Origin of the sequence: Aeromicrobium sp. NPDC092404 (genome assembly GCF_040684095.1) — a bacterium.
Classification (GTDB): Bacteria; Actinomycetota; Actinomycetes; order Propionibacteriales; family Nocardioidaceae; genus Aeromicrobium.
The window spans coordinates 288989-308534 of sequence record NZ_JBFBFI010000001.1; the positions used below are offsets into that span (position 1 = coordinate 288989).

Here is a 19546-nt window from a genome sequence, read left to right on the forward strand (position 1 = left end):
AAGCGCTTGCTTAGTGGTCTCATCGCACGGTATCGCACCCGGCTCGCGTGTGCGAGATCACCTGCCAGATTGCCGACGGCGAAGATGAAGGATTCCTCATGTTTGTGTATAGTTGAGGAAAACCTCATGTTTTAGGAGTCCTCGTGACGCAGCTCGACACCCCCTCGGTGGTCTCAGCGCCGGACCAGGCCGAACACCGTACGACGCTCACGCAGCGCCGGCAGGATCGGTTTGCCCGGGTCGAGCCCAAGGGCAAGCGTGTCTTCACGGCGCGCGAGCGCGCCGAGATGCTGGTCGACGAGGGCTCCTTCGTCGAGATGACGCCGTTGCGCACGGCGGGCGGAGGCGCCGGGAGTGGCGTCGTCGCAGGTTGGGGCACCACTGACGGGCACGCGGTCGTCGTCGTCTCGCACGACGCGGCCGTCGCCTCGGGTGCCATCGGTGCCGTCATGGCCGACGCGATCATGAAGGCGCAGAGGTTCGCCATCGACAAGGGCTACCCGATCGTCTACATCAACGACTCCGGTGGAGCACGGATCCACGACGGGATCTTCGCGCTGCACGGCTGCGGCGGCATCTTCGCCAACAACATCGAGGCGCAGAAGCGGATCCCGCAGATCTCGCTGATCCTCGGGCCGTGCGCAGGCGCGGCGGCCTACTCGCCGGCGCTGACGGACTGGACCATCATGGTCAAGGAGCAGGGCCAGATGTTCCTGACCGGGCCGGAGATCGTCAAGGCCGCGACGGGCGAGGACGCCTCGGCCGAGGACATCGGGGGATCAGCCCTGCACACCAAGGTCAGCGGCGTCGCGCACCTCGAGGTCGACAGCGAGGAGGAGGCGTTCCACGCGACTCGCCTGCTCTTGTCGTTCCTGCCGACGCACAAGGGCGCCCCGCAGAAGCGGCACAGCCCGGTGCCGGCCAACCCCGGCGCGGTCGAGCGTCTGCCCGGCCTCGTGCCGGAGAAGTCGAGCGTCGTGTTCGACATGAATGCCCTGCTTGACGGCGTGCTGGACAACGGCGCGCGCCTCGAGCTCATGCCGACGCACGCGCCGAGCATCCTGACCCTCTTCGGCCGGCTCGACGGCCACGCGGTCGGCATCCTGGCCAACCAGCCGAACGCCCGCGGCGGCATCCTCGATGCCAAGGCGTCGGTCAAGGCGGCGCGGTTCGTCGAGTTCTGCGGTCGGTTCGACCTGCCGGTCCTGACGTTCGTCGATGTGCCCGGCTTCCTGCCCGGCACCGTCGAGGAGGGGCGCGGCGTCATCACGCATGGCGCGAAGCTCCTCAAGGCGTACGTCGAGACCACGTCGCCCAAGCTGACCGTCGTGGTCCGCAAGGCGTACGGGGGTGCCTACATCGCGATGGGTGCCGCCTCGCTCGGCGCCGACGTGAACTGGGCCTGGTCCGGCTCCGAGATCGCCGTCATGGGTCCCGGCGGTGCTGTCGCACTGCTGCACCGTCGTGCGCTCAAGGAGGCCGAGGAGCCGGCCAAGCTCCGCGACGAGCTCGCCGCGGTCTACCGCGAGGAAGTCGCGCGCCCCTACATCGCCGCGGAGGCCGGTATCGTCGACGACGTGATCCTGCCCGAGGAGACCCGCGACCGCATGGCTGCTGCCCTGCGGATGCTGACGCACGAGTCGTCGATCTGATGTTCGCTGCGCGGGCCGAGATCGTTGCGAACGTCTGGAAGATCGTCGCCCGTGAGGGTGACCAGGTCGGGGCCGGCGACGTGCTGGCCGTCCTGGAGAGCATGAAGATGGAGATCCCGGTGTACGCCGAGGCCTCCGGGTTCGTCAGCAAGGTGCTCGTCGAGGTCGGACAGATCGTCCAGGAGGGCGACCCGCTCATCGAGATCGACGAGAGCCACGCCTGACGCGATCGGCACCGTCTGGCATCATCGGCGCGTGCCCGCCGATGCCGTTCACGAGCTGCCCATGCGCTGGGCGGACCTCGACTCGCTCAACCACGTCAACAACGTCGTCTACCTCGACTACGCCGCAGAGAGCCGGGCCCTGCTCGTCGACGAGGGCGTGCTGGATGACCGGCCGGTGTGCCGCATCGCGATCGACTTCCTGCGACCGCTGCTGCTGAGCAGCCACCCGGTGCAGGTCCGGTCGACCGCCGACGGGACCGAACTGGTCCAGGAGATCCGGGCCGAGGGCAGCGACGTCGTCTTCGCGCGGGTCACGACGACGTACGGCGACCCGGCCGCCCTCGCGCTCCCCGCCGAGGCCGGCGATCCGCTGCCGACGCGGGTACGCCACAGCGACCTCGACCTGACCGGTGCGGTCAGCACGACCAAGATGTTCGAGCTGTTCCAGGAGTCACGGATCCTCTTCCTGTCGCAACGCCTGACGTCCATGACCCCGGGACGGTTCGTGGTCGGACACGTCGAGGTCTCGTACGCCGCTCCGCTCTCGTGGCGGACCGAGCCCTACGAGGCGCGCAACTGGGTCAGCCGGGTCGGCTCCTCGTCGGTGACGATCGAGTCACAGCTGGCCGACGGCGACGTCGCGCTCGCGCAGTGCCGCTCGGTGCTCGTGGGGTTCGACCTCGACAGCCAGCGCTCGCGCCGGCTCAGCGACACCGAGAAGAACGAGTTCGGCGGCCTCAGTCCGCGGAGTTGACCATGCTGCGTTGGTGCTTCATGGCCCAACACCGCTTCGCTTCGCTCAGTCCGCGGTGTTGACCATGAAGTTGGCGGCGTGCTGGACGTACGCCCAGAACTGAGCGTCGTGCTCGGGGGAGAGCTTCGCGCGGTCGAGGCCTTCGCGGAAGTGCACGAGCCAGCGGTCACGTGCCTCCATCGTCACGGCGAACGGCCCGTGCCGCATGCGCAGGCGGGGATGTCCGCGTTGGTCGGAGTACGTCGTCGGGCCGCCCCAGTACTGCACGAGGAACATCGTGAAACGCTCGGCAGCGGGGCCGAGGTCCTCCTCGGGATAGAGCGGTCGCAGCACCTCGTCGGTCGCGACACCCTCGTAGAACGTGTCGACGATGAGCTTGATCGTGTCGTGGCCGCCGATGGCGTCGTAGAAGGTCTGCTCGGTCACGGCGTGGGCTCCTCGTCGGCGAGAGTCGTGGTGGCGACGGGGAACGTCGTCGGCATGCGGACGCCGGCACGGTCGAACTCGGCCTTGATGCGCTGGCGCATCGCGCGGGCGACGAGCCACTGCTGTGCCGGGGCGGTCTTGAGCACGACCCGGACGACCACGCCGTCCTTGTCGAAGCGCTCGACGCCCCAGACCTCCGGCGCCTCGATGATGACGTCGTGGAACCGCGGGTCCTCATAGGTCGTCGTCGCGACCTCCTGGAGGATCTCCTGCACGCGGTCGAGGTCCGCGTCGTACGAGACGGTCACGTCGAGGACCGTGCGCGCCCAGTTCTGGCTCTGGTTGCCGACACGCAGGATCTCGCCGTTGCGGACGTACCAGACCGTGCCGTTGACGTCGCGGAGCCGGGTGACGCGCAGGCCGACGGCCTCGACGGTGCCGGTGGCCTCGCCGAGGTCGACGGTGTCGCCGACGCCGTACTGGTCCTCGAGGATCATGAAGATGCCCGACAGGAAGTCCTTGACGAGGTTCTGGGCGCCGAAGCCGAACGCGATGCCGAGGATGCCGGCGCTGGCGATGATGGGAGCGACGTCGACGCCGAGCTTCGACAGCACCATGACGATGACGACGGCCAGGATCATGCCGGTCGCGACGCTCTTGAGCAGCGACCCCATCGTCTGTGCGCGCTGCTCCCGGCGTTGGTTGCTGCCCTGCTTGAGCCCGTCGAGGAACTCGCCGGCCTTGGAGTTGGCGATGACGCCGGGCACGGCGCCCTTGCTGGCGCGGGCGACGAGCCGGTCGATCGCCCGGCAGACGAACCAGCGGAAGACCAGACCCGAGACGATGATGAGCAGGATCGACAACGGAGCGGCCACGAACCAGTTGTAGGCCGTGTCGGCGGGGAGGTCCCAGTTGACGTCGAGGGGTGACATTCCTCCAGCCTACGGGTGGCTACGATGGGGCCCATGAGGACTCCTGCCCGTCTGCTCGGACTCGCGCTCGCCTTCGTCGTCACGCTCCTCGCGGGGTCGTCCGCGGCCTTCGCCGACGAGCCGGTCGGCAGCTACTGGTCCGGCGGCGAGGAGCGCAGCGACCTGTGGCTGCTCGTCGTGTTCGGCGGCGGCACGGTCGGCCTGTTCGTCGTCATCTCGCTGTTCGCCCTGCTCACGGCTCGCCGCAACTACGTCCCGCCGGCGCCGGGCAAGGAGATCCACGTCCGTACGGACAACACCCCGACCCACCACCACTGACCGTCGCTGGCTCCCCGCTGGTAGTGCCCCGCTGGGAGTGACGTTCTGCAGGCTCGTGTCGGCGTGTCGCCTGCACATCGTCACGCTCATGGGTGGGTGAGGTCAGTCCCAGCGTCGGCCGGGGTCCCAGCCCGACCACCAGTCAGGTTTATCGAGCGTCCAGTCGCGGCTGCCCTGGCGGGCCGCGTCGAGGTACGCCCGACGGATGCGCCCGACGGTTGTCCAGCGTTCCGACGCACGGTGGTCTAGTGCTGTGACACGGCACACGACGGCGCCGGCGCGCTCGAACCGCTCCTCGCGACGGTTGTCGTCCGCGTGCTGCTCCGCCTCGCGATGGTGCGAGCCGTCCGACTCGACGACGAGTCCGGACTCAGGGTCGATCAGGTCGGCGACGCCCAGGAATCCGCCGTCGAGGTCGAAAACGGGGACGTTCGAGAGGAGGCCCCGGACGTCGGCGTCGAGCTCAGCCAGCAGCCGCGTCCGGGTCTCCCACGGGCTCGCCGAACGATCCGTGGCCAACGACAGCGCCTCTCGCACTCGCACGATGCCCCGGGTCTTGCGATGGCGCTCGACGAGGCGGTCGATGTTGGCGAGGGTCGTGCGTGCCTGCGAGACGACCCGCGACACACCCATGTCGATCGTCACGACTGTCTCGCGCAGGTCGTGTGCGTCCAGCGCCTGGTCGTAGACGGCCCGCGCAAGTGTCGTCACCGGCACGTTGTCGAACACCAAGGTCTCGTCCGGCAGCATGGATCGCCGGGTGGCCCGGATGCCGGGCCGGTGGCGGTGCTGGCCGCCGTCGGGAGTGGCCACCGTGACTGGCAGCCGATGGCCGTACCGGTCGATCCCGCCGAGCATCAGGTTGCCCTGCCAACGGGCGGACCCCCAACCGGTGAGAACGCTGCCCGTTGAGAGGATCGGGATCACGTGGCCCACACGAACCAGCGGATCGTCGGGATCCAGGTGATCGGGAGCGACCACGCCATGATGCGGGCGAGTCCACGGGCTCTTCGTGAGGCTCCAACGGGTCAGCTCGAGCTGCAGTGCGGCGCGACGGGTCATGGGTCGAAGGTCAGACATGCACCCAACATGACCGCGGCGCGAGAGGCCTAGGGCTCCAAAGCGTCACGCTGTGGATGCGCGCGCCCGTCCACAGCCCGCTCACCCGTGAGAGTGACGTTCTGCAGGCGACACGCCGATGCGGGCCTGCAGAACGTCACTCCCAGCGGGTCACGGCCAGCGGGGAGGCTGGGGTCAGAAGGCGGCTTGGGCCTTGAGGGCTCGCGCGAGGTCGTCGCGGCCCTCGGAGACGTAGCGCACCGCTGCCGGGTTGGCCGTCGTCGACGCCAGCCACGCATCGACCTTGTCGAGGGTCGCCTGCGACGGGTTCGCCGACGGGAACAGGTAGATCAGCGCGACCTGGCCGATCCACACGCCCATGTCGTCGATGATCGTCGCGGCCATGTCGAGGTAGCGATCGACGTACGGCTCGAGGACCTCCGACTGCCCCGCGACCTGGAACGCCAGCGCGGCCTGTCGACGGGTCTCGTTGGGGGTCGACGGATCGACCGCCGCGATCTGCCACGCCTCGGCCTTGGCCTCGGCGAGCGGCCGGATCGCCCGGGCCGCGACGGCGTTCTCCTGGCCCGAGATCGTGTTGTCCCGCTCGAGCTCGGCAGCGATCTCCGCCTCGTCGGCCGCACCGATGCGAGCCAGCGCCGTCACGAGCGTCCACCGCAGGTCGGTGTCGACCGAGAGCCCGTCGAGGCCGCCGTCGAGGATCTCCCGCAGCCGGTCAGGACCTGAAGCCGCCGACGCGTACGCCCGCACGAACGCCAGCTGGTGGTCGCTGCCGGGCTCGGCCGCCTCCATCAGCGCGAGCACGCCGGACTCCCACCGCTCCTTGAGCTCGGGGCGCGCCGCGTCGGGCGTGAAGAGGTTGACGGCGCTGGAGCCCTGCCGGAGCAGCGATCCCACGGCAGTCAGGTCGGTCTCGGACCCCACACCGGCGAGGACGAGGGTGACGAAGTCGGACGACGACAGCTCGGCGTCACGCGTCATGTCCCAGGCCGAGCCCCAGCACAGGGCGCGGGGGAGCGACTCCTCGAACGTCGCGATGCTCTCGATCAGCGTGGCGAACGAGCGCTCGTCGAGCCGGATCTTGGCGTACGTCAGGTCGTCGTCGTTGAGCAGGATCAGGTCTGGCTGCCGGGTGTCGAGCAGCTCGGCGACCTGCGTGGAGGCGCCGCGGATGTCGGTCTCGACGCGCTCCCGGCGCACGAGGCGGCCGTCGACCCGGTCGTACAGGCCGATCGCGATGCGGTGCCGGCGCAGGGTCGGGTAGGCGTCGATGGCGGTCTGCTCGACCGAGAACGCCGTGAAGAAGCCCTCGTCGTTCGTCTCGAACGAGGCCCGGAGGGTGTTGACGCCCGAGGTCTGCAGCCACTCCTCGGCCCACTCGCCGAGCTCGCGGCCGGAAGCCGCCTCGAGCTCGACCAGCAGGTCCTTGAGCTCGGTGTTGCCGTAGGCGTGCTTGCCGAAGTACGCCCGCAGGCCGGCGAAGAAGTCCTTCTCGCCGACCCAGGCGACGAGCTGCTTGAGCGCGGAGGCGCCCTTGGCGTACGTGATGCCGTCGAAGTTGGCCTCGACAGCGTGCAGGTCGTGGTTGTCGGCCGCGATGGGGTGGGTCGACGGCAGCTGGTCCTGGCGATAGGCCCAGTTCTTGCGAGCGTTGGTGAAGCTCGTCCACGAGTCGGTGAACCGGGTCGCGTTGGTCGCCGAGTGCGACGCCGCGAACTCCGCGAACGACTCGTTGAGCCACAGGTCGTCCCACCACTTCATCGTGACGAGGTCGCCGAACCACATGTGCGCCATCTCGTGCAGGATCGTGTTGGCCCGCTGCTCGTACGCCGCGACGGTCTGCCGGCTGCGGAAGATCATCTCGTCGCGGAAGGTGACGGCGCCGGCATTCTCCATCGCGCCCATGTTGTACTCCGGCACGAACAGCTGGTCGTACTTGCCGAACGGGTACGCCATCTCGAACGCGCCCTCGAAGAACTCGAACCCCTGCTTGGTGACGAGGAAGATGTCGTCCGCGTCGAGGTGCGGGGCGACCGACTGGCGGCAGAAGATGCCGAGGGGGATCTCCTCGTACGCTCCGCGGTAGGAGTCGGTCACCGAGACGTACTCGCCGGCGATCAGTGCGGTGATGTAGGTCGACATGCGCTTGGTCGGCTCGAAGTGCCACGTCGAGGTGCCCTCGCCGGCCGCGACGGGCTCGGGAGTGGGGGAGTTGGACACCACGGCCCACCCGCTGGGCGCGGTGACGTGGAACGTGAACACGGCCTTGAGGTCGGGCTGCTCGAACGTCGCGAAGACGCGTCGGGCGTCCGGCACCTCGAACTGCGTGTAGAGGTAGACCCGCTGGTCGACGGGATCGACGAAGCGGTGCAGGCCCTCGCCGGAGCGGGAGTAGGCGCAGGTCGCGTCGACGACGAGCTCGTTGCTCTCGGCCAGGCCGGTGAGCGCGATGCGGTTGTCGGCGTACGCCGTGACGTCGACGGCATCGCCGTTGAGCGTGATCGAGGAGATCTCGGCGTCGACGAGGTCGACGAACGTGGCGGCCCCGGGGGTCGCGCCGAACCGGATCGTGGTGGTCGACCCGAAGCGGGTGTCGGAGTCGAGGGTGAGGTCGAGCTGCACGTCGTACGTCTCTGTGGAGACGATCGAGGCGCGCTCGCTGGCTTCTTCGCGGGTGAGGTTGGTACCAGGCATGTTCGTCATGCTTTCACGGGACCGTTCCTGGGACGAGGGGGGCCGAGTCGCCGATCTCAGGCAGGATGGAGTCATGGAAATCCCGTTCGCCCAGTCCGAACGATCGACCATCGGCATCGAGTGGGAGCTCGCGCTGGTCGACTCGGACTCCGGCGACCTCCGCCAAGTCGCGCAGACCGTGCTCGACGCGGTCGCGCCGGCCGGTGGTGGCGAGCATCCGCACATCCGGCAGGAGCTGCTGCTCAACACGGTCGAGATCGTCAGCGGGGTGTGCCGCACGGTCGGCGAGGCCGGCGCCGACCTCGAGCGGGCCATCGAGGAGATCCGCACCGTGACCGACCCCCTGCGGGTCGAGCTGATGTGCGCCGGCACGCACCCGTTCGCCGCGTGGGACCACCAGAAGGTCACCGACAAGGAGCGCTATGCGACGTTGATCGACCGCACGCAGTGGTGGGGCCGCCAGATGCTGATCTACGGCGTCCACGTCCACGTCGGCATCGACGACCGCGACAAGGTCCTGCCGATCAGCCGGGCGATGCTGACCTACTACGGCCATCTGCAGGCCCTCAGCGCCTCGTCGCCCTTCTGGGGAGGCAAAGCGACGGGATACGCCTCCAACCGGGCCCTGATGTTCCAGCAGCTGCCGACGGCCGGTCTGCCGTTCCAGTTCGAGACGTGGGACCAGCTCGAGGGCTACGTCGACGACATGCTGCACACCGGTGTCATCGACGTCTTCGACGAGATCCGCTGGGACCTGCGACCGTCGCCCAAGTTCGGCACGCTCGAGGTGCGGGTGTGCGACGGGATCCCGTCGATGGCCGAGCTGCTCAGCATCTCGGCGCTCACCCATTGCCTGGTCGAGCACTTCTCCGCCGAGCTCGATGCCGGCCGCGAGCTGCCGAGCATGCCGCCGTGGTTCGCACAGGAGAACAAGTGGCGGTCGGCTCGCTACGGCATGGACGCGATCCTGATCCTCGACAAGCACGCCGACGAGGAGCTCGTCACGACCCATCTGCACCGCGTCCTCGAGCAGCTCGAGCCGGTCGCCGAGCGGCTCAAGTGCACCGAGGAGCTCGCCGGCATCCACGACATCATCTCCGGTGGCGCGTCCTACCAGCGCCAGCGCAAGGTCGCCGCGATGCACGGCGGCGAGCTCGACGCGGTCGTCGGATCTTTGGTCCAGGAAATGCGAGCGGGTCATCCGTTGTTGAACGTTGTATGACTTCTACCGACAACCTCCCGCCCGACCCGCAGACCTCCACCGAGAACGTCGACTTCTGGTTCGACCCGCTGTGCCCGTTCGCGTGGATCACCTCGCGTTGGATGCTCGAGGTCGAGAAGGTCCGCGACGTGCACACCACCTTCCACGTCATGAGCCTGTCGGTCCTCAACGAGGACAAGGACGTCGAGCAGCGCTACAAGGACATGCTGGAGCGCGGCTGGGGCCCGGTACGCATCGCCATCGCGGTCGAGCAGGCGCACGGCACCGAGGCGTTGCGGCCGTTCTACACCGCGATCGGCACCAAGCACCACAACGAGGAGCGCGAGTTCGACAAGGCGCTCTACGAGGAGGTCCTGGAGGAGATCGGTCTGCCGATCGACCTGGCCAACGCGGCTGAGGACGCCTCGCTCGACGACGCCGTGCGCGCTTCGCACCAGGACGGCATCGAGCGGGTCGGCGAGGAGGTCGGCACCCCGGTCATCGCGATCGGCGGGACGGCGTTCTTCGGCCCGGTCCTCCAAAGCATCCCCCGCGGCGAGGTCGCCGGTTCGGTGTTCGACGGCGCACGGCTGCTCGCGAGCTACCCGGACTTCTACGAGCTCAAGCGGACCCGCAAGGGCGACCTGAGCTTCGACTGACCCACCGGGCGGCGCACTAGGCTGCCCGCATGGCGCTCCACCCGCAGTCCCGTGCGTTCCTCGACCTGCTCGGACCCTCTGCGTACGACTCGTTGAACGACACGTACGCGGAGGTCCGGGCGACCGCGCGTGCCGAGGCGCTGGCAGCGCCCGGCCGCATCGGCCTCGACCACGTCAGCGACCTCGACGCCGACGGCGTGCCCTGTCGCCTCTACCGGCCCCGGCAGGGTGCACCGGTGGCGCTGTACGTCCACGGCGGAGGCTGGGTGCTGCACGACCTGGAGACGCACGACAGCTTCTGTCGCTATCTCGCCCACGCGACGGGATGGGCGCTCCTGGCAGTCGACTACCGACGAGCGCCGGAGCATCCCCACCCCGCACCGCTCGACGACGTGCAGACCGCCGCGAGATGGCTGCGCACGCATGACCGCGAGCACCGGGTCGACGCGTCCTTCGTGCCGGCCATCGGCGACTCCTCAGGCGCCAACCTGGTTGCCGGACTCGCGGTGCGGGAGCCGTCGGCGCTCGACTTCCAGGTCTTGATGTACCCACCGGTCGACCGTCGTGCCGATCTCGAAGGTCCCGAGGACAACGCGGCACTGTCGCGTGAGGCGATGGAGTGGTTCTGGGACGCGTACGCCCCGGGCGGGGCGGCGGACGACCCCGAGGTCTCGGTCGTCAACGCGTCCAACCTGGCCGAGCACCCGCCGGCCCTGCTGGTGACCAACGAGCACGACCTGCTGCGCGACCAGGGCGAGGCGTACGCCGCGCAGCTCGCCGAGGCCGGCGTCGACGTGACGGCCTTCAGGGCGCTGGGGATGGTGCACGCCTTCTGGCGGCAACCGACCGTCTTCGACGCCTCACGCGCCGCGGTCACGACGGTCGGGGCCCTGCTCGACGCCCATCGGGCGCGGGCACGCTGACTGGCATACTGAGCGCGTGACCGGGGATGTGCGGCTGTCCAGCAAGCGTTCGCAGGCCGTCGGCAAGCAGGTCGCCGAGCGCCCCCGCCTGGTGGTGCTGCCGATCGTCGGGGTGACGCTGGTCGTGCTCCTGGCGCTGCTGCCGGAGCCGACGATCTTCGTCTCGCTCCTGGTGCTGGCCGCTGGGTCGTTCCTGGTCCCACGCATCTCCGACACCCCGTCGTACTCCTACGGCCTGCCGGGCGTGCCCGACGGGCCACCTCGACCGAGTCGCGTCCCGGTCGAGGCGCACACCTGGGTCAGCCTCGCCGCGGCCGTCGCCGCCGTGGTGCTGACGATCGTCGACGCGCCCGCTCCTGCGTTCGTGGCCCTGGCCGCGGTCGCGGTGGTGGCGTGGCTGGCCTGTGCGGCCACGATGCTGCGCTACCTGCGGCACGGCCGGAGGGTGCGCCAGGCCCTCGAGGCGTACGCCCCGACCACGGCGATGGGCTTCGCGGGACGCTCCGGCGGTCCGTGGCAGCTGCGGATGTGGGAGCCCTACATCCTGCGCTCGGGTGAGCGGTGCGTCGTGATCACGCTGCACGAGAAGTACCTGCCGCTGATCCTCGACGGCGCCAACCTGACGTCGCCGCTCGTCCAGCTCGGGTCCCGCGGCACTCGCGACCTCGACGCGCTGTTCGTGCCGTCGATCAAGGCCGTGTTCTACGTCCAGAACGCCCAGGCCAACAAGGGCTTCATGGCGCACACCGAGCTGACGCACGTGTGGCTCAACCACGGCGACTCCGACAAGCCGGCCAACTTCAACCCGCGGCACGCGCTGTACGACGTCCTGGTGGTCTGCGGGCAGGCTGGGGTCGACCGCTACGAGCGGCACGGGATCCACGTCGCACCCGAGAAGTTCCGCATCCTGGGGCGGCCCCAGGCCTCCGGGGTCAAGCCGGCTCGCGGGCCGGTCGCCGAGCTGGACCCGCCCAAGGTCGTCTTCTACGCGCCGACCTGGCAGGGCCTCGACGAGGCGGTCAACTTCTCGTCCCTGGAGAAGGGCCCCGAGATCGTCCGTGCCCTGGTCCAGCGCGGGGTCAAGGTGATCTTCCGGCCGCACCCGCTCAGCTATCGGTGGCGCATCCGGCGCGCGGTGGTCAAGGAGATCCAGGCGATCCTGCGCGAGGACAAGGCCCAGTCAGGGCTCAAGCACGTGTGGGGCAACCTGGCCGACAACACGTGGAGCGTCGTCGACTGCGCGAACCGCTCCGACGCCCTCATCTCGGACGTCTCGAGCGTCGTCTCGGACTTCCTGCAGTCCGAGAAGCCATATGCCATGACGAGCATGCGCGCCGGAGTCGAGGACTTCCGCGAGGAGTTCTCCGTGGCCGAGACGGCCTACGTGCTGCTGGGTGACCTGTCCAACCTCGACGAGGTGCTCGACGACCTGCTGGAGCGTGATCCACTGGCCGTCGCGCGCGCCGAGCGCAAGCGCTACGTCCTGGGCGAGTTCGTCGACGAGCAGTCTGCCGACGCGTTCGCCGCATTCGTGCGGGATCTCGTCCGAGGTGCCTGAGCGCGTCAGCAGGGCAACTGGAAGACTGGGATCATGCGCGTCCACATCGGCTCCGACCACGCCGGCTTCGAGCTCAAGACCCACCTGATCGCCTGGCTCACCGACAACGGCTACGAGCCGGTTGACCACGGGGCCCACGCCTACGACGCCGAGGACGACTACCCGCCGTTCTGCATCGACGCGGCTGCCGCAGCGGTCGCCGAGCCGGGGTCCCTTGCCATCGTCGTCGGGGGATCCGGCAACGGCGAGCAGATCGCCGCCAACAAGGTCAAGGGCGCTCGTGCCGCTCTCGCGTGGAGCACCGAGACCGCGTCGCTGGCGCGACAGCACAACAACGCCCAGGTCGTCGCCATCGGTGCCCGCATGCACACGGCCGAGGAGGCCACGGCGATCGTCGAGACGTTCCTGACGACGCCGTGGAGCGAGGCCGAGCGCCACCAGCGCCGGATCGACATGCTGCGCACCTACGAGGAGACCGGCGAGCTTGCCTGAGGGGCACACGCTCCACCGCCTGGCTGACGAGCTCCGCAGTGCGTACGCCGGACGGGTCGTCGCGTGCTCGAGCCCGCAGGGTCGATTCGCCGCCGAGGCCGTCCGCCTCGACGGGCTCGTCCTCGAGGGCGCCGAGGCCTGGGGCAAGCACCTGTTCGTGACGTTCGCGGACCTGCCGGAGCAGGTGCACGTCCACCTCGGCCTCTACGGCTCGTTCGTCATCACCCCCGGCACGGGTCTGCCGGTCGTCGGTCAGGTGCGGTGGCGGGTCGAGGCCGACGCAACGGCAGACCTCCGGGGGCCGAACGCCTGCGAGCTTCTCACGCCGCCGGAGATGGACGCCAGGATCGCGCGGCTCGGGCCGGATCCGCTGCGTCCCGACGCCGACCCCGAGCGGGCGTGGCACCGGATCCACCGCTCGACCGTGCCCATCGCCGCGCTGCTGATGGACCAGGCGGTGCTCGCCGGCGTCGGAAACGTCTATCGGGCCGAGGTGCTGTTCCGCAACGAGGTGGCACCCATGACGGCGGGCCGGCGGGTGACGCGCAAGCGCTGGGACGCCATGTGGGCCGACCTCGTCGAGCTGATGCATGACGGGGTGCGCACGGGTCGCATCGACACCGTCAGGCCGGAGCACGAGCCCGAGGCGATGGGGCGCGAGCCGCGCGCCGACGACCACGGCGGCGAGGTGTACGTCTACCGACGCGACCAGCAGCCCTGCCTGGTGTGCGGGACCCCCGTACGCCGTCGGGTCCTGGCCGGCAGAAACCTGTTTTGGTGCCCGACATGTCAGCATCGTGGATAGGCTCGACCGTGTGACGACACGGTTCCAGCGCGCCCTGCCCAATGTGGCGCGCTACGTCGACGACCGCATCGTCAGGTGGCGCACCGGCACCAGCGAGGGGCAGGCCGTCGTCCTCGGAGCGCTCCTGCTCATGTCGGCGGGCATCATGCTGGTGTCGTTGATCAGCTACAACACGTTCCCGGCGGCGACGTTCGTCATCCCGATCCTGCTAGGCACGATGGCACTGCGCTACCAGCCGTTGCTCGCGCTCGTGGCGTTCATCGTCCTCGCGACCGCTCTCACGGTGACCAAGGAGACGGTCGAGAGCGGCATGACCACCGGGCGCATCAGCACCTTGGTCGTGATGGCACTGGTCGCGATCATCGTCCTGTTCGAGTCGAGCCGGCACCGCAGCGGGCTGCCCGGTCCTCTCGGCGAGGCGATGCTCGTCGAGCTGAAGGACCGCCTCCAGGCCCAGGGAGTCGTGCCGGCGCTGCCAGAGGGGTGGCGGTCGCAGTCGGCGATGCTGTCGGCCGGTGGAGCGAAGTTCGCCGGCGACTTCCTGGTCGCCAACCTGTCCGAGGACGAGACCAAGCTCGAGCTGGTCCTGGTCGACGTGTGCGGCAAGGGAGTCGCCGCCGGCACGCAGTCGCTGCAGTTCGCCGGCGCCCTCGGGGGTCTCATCGGAGCGCTTCCGCCGTTGGGCCTGTTCGCGGCGGGCAACGACTTCTTGATCCGCCAGGACTGGGACGAGGGCTTCGCCACCGCGGTCCACGTCCTGGTCAACCTCAAGACCGGCGACTACTCGATCATCAACGCAGGACATCCGCCCGCCCTCCGGTGGAACACCGCGAGCTCCTCGTGGGACCTCGACGGAGCACGGGGCACGGCGCTGGGCATCATGAAGCGCCCTGACTTCCACCAGACCACCGGCCGCCTCGAGGTCGGCTCAGCCCTGATGTTCTACACCGACGGCGTCGTCGAGTCGCGGACGCAGGACTTCACCGCAGGAATCGACTGGCTGCGCACCGAGGCCGCCACGATCGTCAGCGCAGGCTTCGACCAGGCTCCTCGACGGATCCTCAAGCTCGTCGAGTCGGGCGACGACGATCGGGCCGTCCTGATCATCAGTCGTCCCGGCGTGCCGAGCCGTTCAGCCGAGGAGATCGGGTCGGCAGAGCGTCCTGACCACGCACATCCATGACGGCCGAGGACGCAGAGCCTCTGCGTTTCGCCGACGCCACCGAGGCCGAGGCCTGGTACGAGGCCCATCACGCCGACACCGACAAGGCGTGGTTCGTGATCGCCAAGAAGGGCTCCGCACTGCAGACGCCGACCCTGACGGAGCTGCTCGATCTCGCCTTGGCGTTCGGCTGGATCGACGGACAGCGCCGTTCGCTCCACGACCAGGCCTACCTCCAGTCGTACGGTCCGAGGCGGGCACGGAGCCCCTGGTCGCAGATCAACCGCGACAAGGTCGCGGCGCTGACCGCCGCCGGTCGCATGCGGCCGGCCGGGATCGCCGAGGTCGAGCGGGCCAAGCAGGACGGCCGGTGGGACGCCGCGACGGCGAGCCCGTCGACGGCCGAGGTGCCTGCGGACTTCCTCGAGGCGCTCGAGGCGAGTCCCGCGGCCAAGGAGTTCTACGCGACGCTCAACAAGAGCAATACCTTCGCGATCTACTACCAGCTGCACCACGCCAAACGTCCGGAGACCCGCGCCCGGCGCATCGAGAAGTTCATCGCGATGTTCGAGCGCGGGGAGAAGCTCCAGTGAGCTAGGCGGTCCGGTCGACCTTGCGGTGGTAGTGCGTGCCCGCCTTGCCGCCGGCCAGCGCTGCGAGCAGCGTGGCGAGGATCGCGGCGGCGATCGTGATGGCGCCGCCGATCGTCAGGTCCTCCGTCGGGATCGGCACGTCCGGGATGTCGACGCGGTTCATGACGTCGTACTCCGAGCCGAACACCGCACCGACGATCGCAGCCGCGATCACGACCACCAGGCTGATGAGCCAGACCGCCCACCCTTGCCGGGCGCCGTCGAAGCGTGACATCCGGCCGGCGACGTACCCTCCGGCGTAGAAGCTGATCAGCAGCACCACGAGCAGCACGATCGCGGCTGCCACGCCGATCTCGCCGCTCTCGCGCTCGAGCTGCGACTGGGTCACGTCATTGGCGTTGCCGACCCCCGCGGCGACGGCTCCGATGATGCTGGACAGCAGCACCGCCATGCCGACGGCGACGAGCCAGCCGAAGAAGCCGGCGCCGAAGTTCATGCCGCCCCACTCCTCGTGGCGGTGCTCCTCGCGCTCAGCGGCCCGGTCAGCGGGGCGGTCGTACGCGGGGTCCACCCGTCGGGTCTCGGGGCTGCGCGTGTCCCCGGCGGAGTCGAGGTGCTCACCCTTGTCACGGTTCCAGATCATGGCTGTCTCCTGTCCTGCCGCGCGGTCGCGCGTCCTGTCCTCACGTGGAGGCTCTCGAGGAAGTACCCCGGCAGCCCGGGGCCAAGCAATCGTGCCGTTTGGCCCGCGTGCGGTTCGGCCCGCGAACGAGGGGTATCGGGCCCGAGACGAAAGGGATTGAGATGGCTGATCTGAACGGGTTCCGCGTGGCCTTCCTGGCGGCGGACGGGGTCGAACGTGTTGAGCTCGAGCAACCGCGGGGGACCCTCGTCGGGGCCGGGGCGGAGACGATGCTCCTGTCGCTGGAGACCGGCACGATCGCGGCGCGCGACAACGACCTGGACGAGTCGGGCACCTTCGACGTCGACGGCCTCGTCGGCGAGGCCTCCGTCGCCGATTTCGACGCGCTCGTGCTGCCCGGCGGGACGGTCAACCCGGACAAGCTGAGGGCTGACGAGGCGGCCGTCGCCTTCGTGCGCGAGTTCGTCGAGAGCGGCAAGCCCGTCGCGGCGATCTGCCACGGGCCGTGGACGCTCGTCGAGGCCGGCGTCGTGGCTGGGCGTACGGTGACGTCCTTCCCGAGCATCCGGACCGACCTCCGCAACGCTGGTGCCGACGTCGTGGACGAGGAGGTCGCGACCGATGGCAACCTGATCACGAGCCGGTCGCCCGAGGACCTCGACGCGTTCTGCGACGCGCTCGTCGCGGCGATCGTCGCGACCGCGGAGTCTGCCGCGTCGTGACCGCTGCGCGGTGACGGAGCGGACGACGATCCCTAGACGGCGGCTTCGCCGCGCTGAGGGACCCATGAGTCTCGTCGTCCGCCGACGGACCGCTACGCGGGGATGGAGCGGACGACGAGACTCGAACTCGCAACATTCTGCTTGGAAGGCAGAGACTCTAACCAATTGAGTTACGTCCGCGAAGCCTTGCGGCAACGACATCCATCTTGCCACATGCGCCCCGGCGATCAGACCCCGGTTCGCACGACCACGTCGGCGTGCCGACGGGTGTGCTCGACGCTGAAGTGCTCGGCCTCCTGAGCCGCCCAGACGTCCCAGAACGGCGCGTAGGTCCCACCGTCACGAGCCAGCGCGCGCTGCTTTCGCACCGCGGTCGGCGCATCGACCCAGATCAGCAGGCTGAGGAACGGCCGGAGGACCGCTGCGCCGCTGCCGACCCCGTCGATGACCAGCAGCGGCGCTGGAGGCACCAGCAGGGCGGGGCCCGGACGGTCCTCGACCCAGTCCCAGCGCGCGGCAGACCCCACCTCCTCGACCGCGATCGAGTCGAGGATGCGGCGGACCATCGGCGGCGTCGCCGCAAGGCCGTGCCACCCCGGATAGAGGTCCTCAAGGTGCAGCACGGCGGCGCCCGTCGTCTGGCCGAGCTGGTCGGCGAGGCTGGTCTTGCCCGATCCGCTCGGTCCGTCGATCGCGACGACCGTCGTCGAGCCGCACGCCGGCTGCCGATCGCGGATGATCGCGACGAGCTCGTCGTACCGATGCGAAGTCACGGGGCCAGTGTCCACTAGACTGACGCGGCTACGGGATGTAGCGCAGCTTGGTAGCGCATCCGCTTTGGGAGCGGAGGGTCGCAGGTTCAAATCCTGTCATCCCGACTTCACCGACAACGGCACCGGACGTACGTCTGATCGACGCGCGACGTTCACCCCCGGCTGGCGGGACGGTTCCGCCGGGCCTGTCGCAATGGCGGGGTGAGTACCAGCGCAGCTGCTGTGCATCCGGGTCGCCGTCATCTCCTGCTCGGCGGTGTCGGGCTCGCCGCCGGCCTCGGCGCCCTCGGCTCGGAGACGCTCTCGGCGCCGGCCGACTCGTCCACCGTGTCGCCGTTCCGGCATGGTGTGGCGTCAGGAGACCCGTTGCCGGACGCCGTGGTGCTGTGGACCCGCGTCACGCCGACGGAGCAGGCCCTGCCGGGGTCCGGGATCGGGCCCGCCGTCGCGGTTCGGTGGGAGGTCGCACTCGACGACGGCTTCACCCGCGTCGCCCGCTCAGGCACAGCGGTCACGAACGTCGACCGGGACCACACGGTGAAGGTCGACGCCACCGGCCTGCAGCCCGCGACGGACTACTTCTACCGGTTCGCGGTCGGTGACGAGGCCTCGCCGGTCGGCCGTACGCGCACCGCACCGGCGCCCAGCAACACGCCCAAGCGGCTGCGCTTCGGCGTCGTGTCGTGCGCCAACTGGCAGGCGGGCTGGTTCAGCGCCTATCGGCACCTCGCCGAGCGGGGCGACCTCGACGCGGTGATCCACCTGGGGGACTACCTCTACGAGTACGAGCCGGGCATGTACTCGTACGGCCACCGCAACGAGGACATCCGCCGGCACGACCCGCCACGCGAGATCGTGTCCCTGCGCGACTACCGGCGGCGGCACGCGCAGTACAAGACCGATCCCGATCTCCAGGCGCTGCACGCTGCGGTGCCGTTCATCGTGACGTGGGACGACCACGAGGTGGCGGACGGCAGCTGGGCGCACGGGGCCTTCGAGCACCAGCCGGGCCGGGAGGGCCCGTACGACCGCAGGGTGCGTGCAGCCCAGCGGGCGTACGACGAGTGGATGCCCGTCCGGATCTCCGGCACCGCCGAGCCCGGCGACGGGTCGAAGATCTATCGCCGGCTCCAGTTCGGCCAGCTCGTGGACCTGTCGATGCTCGACCTGAGGAGCTACCGGAGCAAACGGGTCGCTGCCGACGACCCGGCGATCGGCGAGCCCCGTCGTACGATCGCCGGCGGTCACCAGCTCCCGTGGCTCGCTGCGAACCTCGCGACGTCACCGTGTCGCTGGAAGCTCATCGGCAACCCGGTGATGGTCACGCCGGTACGCCTGCCGCCGCGGCCGGCGGCCCAGGAGTTCGCGCTCCGCCAGGTGGTCAGCTTCACGCCGCTGAGGTCGGCGGCGCCGAACACCGACGCCTGGGACGGCTACCCTTCCGACCGGCGGCGGCTCCTGGACCGGGTCGAGGCCGAGGGCACCAAGGACGTCGTGTTCCTGACCGGCGACGTCCACACGGCGTGGGCCAATGACGTGCCCGGGACCGGTGGCGTGCCGGTCGCCACCGAGCTCGTGTGCAGCTCCATCACGAGCAACAACGTGGACGACTTCATCGGCGCACGTCCCCGCACGGTCTCGCTCGCCCTCGAGGCGGCGATCCAGGACGAGAACCCGCACGTGCGGTTCGTGAACCTCGACGACCACGGCTACTGCGTCCTCGACGTGACGGCTGCCCGCATCCAGATGGACTGGTTCGCGGTCGACCGCCGCGATCCTCGTGCGGCCAGCAGTCATCTTGCGTCGTGGGCGGTCCGGTCCGGTGCCGCCCGGGTCGAGGCGGTGCGACGACCGGTCGAGGCGTGAGCACCGGCCGAGACTCGATTCGGGGCTTCTTGGCGCTCATGAGAGACTGGTACGTCGCTGTGTTCGCCG

At 69.5% G+C, this 19546-nt stretch carries 20 protein-coding genes and 2 tRNA genes; 15 read left to right on the forward strand and 7 right to left on the reverse strand.

Features of this window, described 5'->3' with window-relative positions:
* The first annotated feature begins 143 nt into the window (after positions 1–143).
* The 3 genes from AB0N22_RS01540 to AB0N22_RS01550 are packed head-to-tail and all read left to right on the forward strand — an operon-like array spanning position 144 to position 2630.
* Positions 144–1652, forward strand: coding sequence for a carboxyl transferase domain-containing protein (locus AB0N22_RS01540; RefSeq protein ID WP_364635121.1), 1509 nt, complete (start codon positions 144–146; stop codon positions 1650–1652).
* The gene (locus tag AB0N22_RS01545) at positions 1652–1876 is read left to right on the forward strand and encodes a biotin/lipoyl-binding carrier protein (protein WP_364635123.1); all 225 of its coding nucleotides are present in this window, start codon (positions 1652–1654) and stop codon (positions 1874–1876) included. Before AB0N22_RS01540 ends, AB0N22_RS01545 begins: the two co-directional genes overlap by 1 nt.
* Positions 1877–1907: 31 nt before the next feature.
* Positions 1908–2630, forward strand: a complete 723-nt coding sequence (locus tag AB0N22_RS01550) for a thioesterase family protein (RefSeq protein ID WP_364635126.1) — start codon at positions 1908–1910, stop codon at positions 2628–2630.
* Positions 2631–2675: 45 nt separating this feature from the next.
* Here the strand turns inward: AB0N22_RS01550 and AB0N22_RS01555 are convergent, their stop codons facing one another.
* Together AB0N22_RS01555 and AB0N22_RS01560 are read right to left on the reverse strand one after the other, a co-directional pair.
* The gene (locus AB0N22_RS01555; RefSeq protein ID WP_364635129.1) at positions 2676–3056 is read right to left on the reverse strand and encodes a globin; all 381 of its coding nucleotides are present in this window, start codon (positions 3054–3056) and stop codon (positions 2676–2678) included.
* Complete coding sequence (locus AB0N22_RS01560) at positions 3053–3988, reverse strand: mechanosensitive ion channel family protein (RefSeq protein WP_364635132.1); 936 nt, start codon at positions 3986–3988, stop codon at positions 3053–3055. Before AB0N22_RS01560 ends, AB0N22_RS01555 begins: the two co-directional genes overlap by 4 nt.
* Before the next feature lie 33 nt (positions 3989–4021).
* Here AB0N22_RS01560 and AB0N22_RS01565 point away from each other — a divergent pair, with 33 nt between their 5' ends.
* The gene (locus AB0N22_RS01565; protein WP_364635135.1) at positions 4022–4306 is read left to right on the forward strand and encodes a hypothetical protein; all 285 of its coding nucleotides are present in this window, start codon (positions 4022–4024) and stop codon (positions 4304–4306) included.
* Between the two features lie 102 nt (positions 4307–4408).
* Here AB0N22_RS01565 and AB0N22_RS01570 read toward each other — a convergent pair whose 3' ends face one another.
* Both AB0N22_RS01570 and pepN read right to left on the reverse strand, forming a co-directional pair.
* Complete coding sequence (locus AB0N22_RS01570) at positions 4409–5386, reverse strand: hypothetical protein (RefSeq protein WP_364635138.1); 978 nt, start codon at positions 5384–5386, stop codon at positions 4409–4411.
* Positions 5387–5560: 174 nt separating this feature from the next.
* Positions 5561–8080 (reverse strand): aminopeptidase N, encoded by a 2520-nt coding sequence (pepN, locus tag AB0N22_RS01575; protein WP_364639148.1) that lies wholly within the window; start codon positions 8078–8080, stop codon positions 5561–5563.
* Between the two features lie 73 nt (positions 8081–8153).
* Here pepN and AB0N22_RS01580 point away from each other — a divergent pair, with 73 nt between their 5' ends.
* Genes AB0N22_RS01580 through AB0N22_RS01615 form a run of 8 tightly spaced genes read left to right on the forward strand, consistent with a single transcriptional unit; the run spans position 8154 to position 15473 of the window.
* Positions 8154–9302, forward strand: coding sequence for a glutamate--cysteine ligase (locus AB0N22_RS01580; RefSeq protein ID WP_364635140.1), 1149 nt, complete (start codon positions 8154–8156; stop codon positions 9300–9302).
* Positions 9299–9940 carry a DsbA family protein gene (locus AB0N22_RS01585; RefSeq protein WP_364635143.1) on the forward strand — a complete coding sequence of 214 codons (642 nt, stop codon included), beginning with the start codon at positions 9299–9301 and terminating at the stop codon, positions 9938–9940. Before AB0N22_RS01580 ends, AB0N22_RS01585 begins: the two co-directional genes overlap by 4 nt.
* A 29-nt stretch (positions 9941–9969) precedes the next feature.
* Positions 9970–10863 carry an alpha/beta hydrolase gene (locus AB0N22_RS01590; RefSeq protein ID WP_364635146.1) on the forward strand — a complete coding sequence of 298 codons (894 nt, stop codon included), beginning with the start codon at positions 9970–9972 and terminating at the stop codon, positions 10861–10863.
* A gap of 16 nt (positions 10864–10879) precedes the next feature.
* On the forward strand, positions 10880–12421 hold the full coding sequence (locus tag AB0N22_RS01595) for a CDP-glycerol glycerophosphotransferase family protein (protein ID WP_364635149.1): 1542 nt from the start codon (positions 10880–10882) through the stop codon (positions 12419–12421).
* 33 nt (positions 12422–12454) lie between these two features.
* Positions 12455–12913: a ribose-5-phosphate isomerase gene (locus AB0N22_RS01600; RefSeq protein WP_364635152.1), complete on the forward strand. Its 459-nt coding sequence runs from the start codon at positions 12455–12457 to the stop codon at positions 12911–12913.
* Positions 12906–13718 carry a DNA-formamidopyrimidine glycosylase family protein gene (locus AB0N22_RS01605; protein ID WP_364635155.1) on the forward strand — a complete coding sequence of 271 codons (813 nt, stop codon included), beginning with the start codon at positions 12906–12908 and terminating at the stop codon, positions 13716–13718. The genes AB0N22_RS01600 and AB0N22_RS01605 overlap by 8 nt, the downstream gene beginning before the upstream one ends.
* A gap of 10 nt (positions 13719–13728) precedes the next feature.
* Complete coding sequence (locus AB0N22_RS01610; RefSeq protein WP_364635158.1) at positions 13729–14901, forward strand: PP2C family protein-serine/threonine phosphatase; 1173 nt, start codon at positions 13729–13731, stop codon at positions 14899–14901.
* A complete protein-coding gene (locus AB0N22_RS01615) occupies positions 14898–15473 on the forward strand; it encodes a YdeI/OmpD-associated family protein (protein ID WP_364635161.1) in 576 nt (191 codons plus the stop codon). The genes AB0N22_RS01610 and AB0N22_RS01615 overlap by 4 nt, the downstream gene beginning before the upstream one ends.
* Before the next feature lies 1 nt (position 15474).
* On the opposite strand, the gene AB0N22_RS01620 is transcribed toward AB0N22_RS01615, so the two are convergent.
* On the reverse strand, positions 15475–16116 hold the full coding sequence (locus AB0N22_RS01620) for a hypothetical protein (RefSeq protein ID WP_364635164.1): 642 nt from the start codon (positions 16114–16116) through the stop codon (positions 15475–15477).
* 161 nt (positions 16117–16277) lie between these two features.
* On the opposite strand from AB0N22_RS01620, the gene AB0N22_RS01625 reads away from it, so the two are divergent.
* Positions 16278–16838, forward strand: coding sequence for a type 1 glutamine amidotransferase domain-containing protein (locus tag AB0N22_RS01625; RefSeq protein ID WP_364635167.1), 561 nt, complete (start codon positions 16278–16280; stop codon positions 16836–16838).
* A gap of 103 nt (positions 16839–16941) precedes the next feature.
* On the opposite strand, the gene AB0N22_RS01630 is transcribed toward AB0N22_RS01625, so the two are convergent.
* Positions 16942–17018: transfer RNA gene (locus AB0N22_RS01630), tRNA-Gly, on the reverse strand.
* A 47-nt stretch (positions 17019–17065) separates the two neighbouring features.
* On the reverse strand, positions 17066–17611 hold the full coding sequence (locus tag AB0N22_RS01635) for a 4-amino-4-deoxy-L-arabinose transferase (protein WP_364635170.1): 546 nt from the start codon (positions 17609–17611) through the stop codon (positions 17066–17068).
* Between the two features lie 31 nt (positions 17612–17642).
* On the opposite strand from AB0N22_RS01635, the gene AB0N22_RS01640 reads away from it, so the two are divergent.
* Both AB0N22_RS01640 and AB0N22_RS01645 read left to right on the forward strand, forming a co-directional pair.
* Positions 17643–17716, forward strand: a tRNA-Pro gene (locus tag AB0N22_RS01640).
* A 96-nt stretch (positions 17717–17812) separates the two neighbouring features.
* The gene (locus tag AB0N22_RS01645) at positions 17813–19477 is read left to right on the forward strand and encodes an alkaline phosphatase D family protein (protein ID WP_364635173.1); all 1665 of its coding nucleotides are present in this window, start codon (positions 17813–17815) and stop codon (positions 19475–19477) included.
* The last annotated feature ends 69 nt before the right edge of the window (positions 19478–19546 follow it).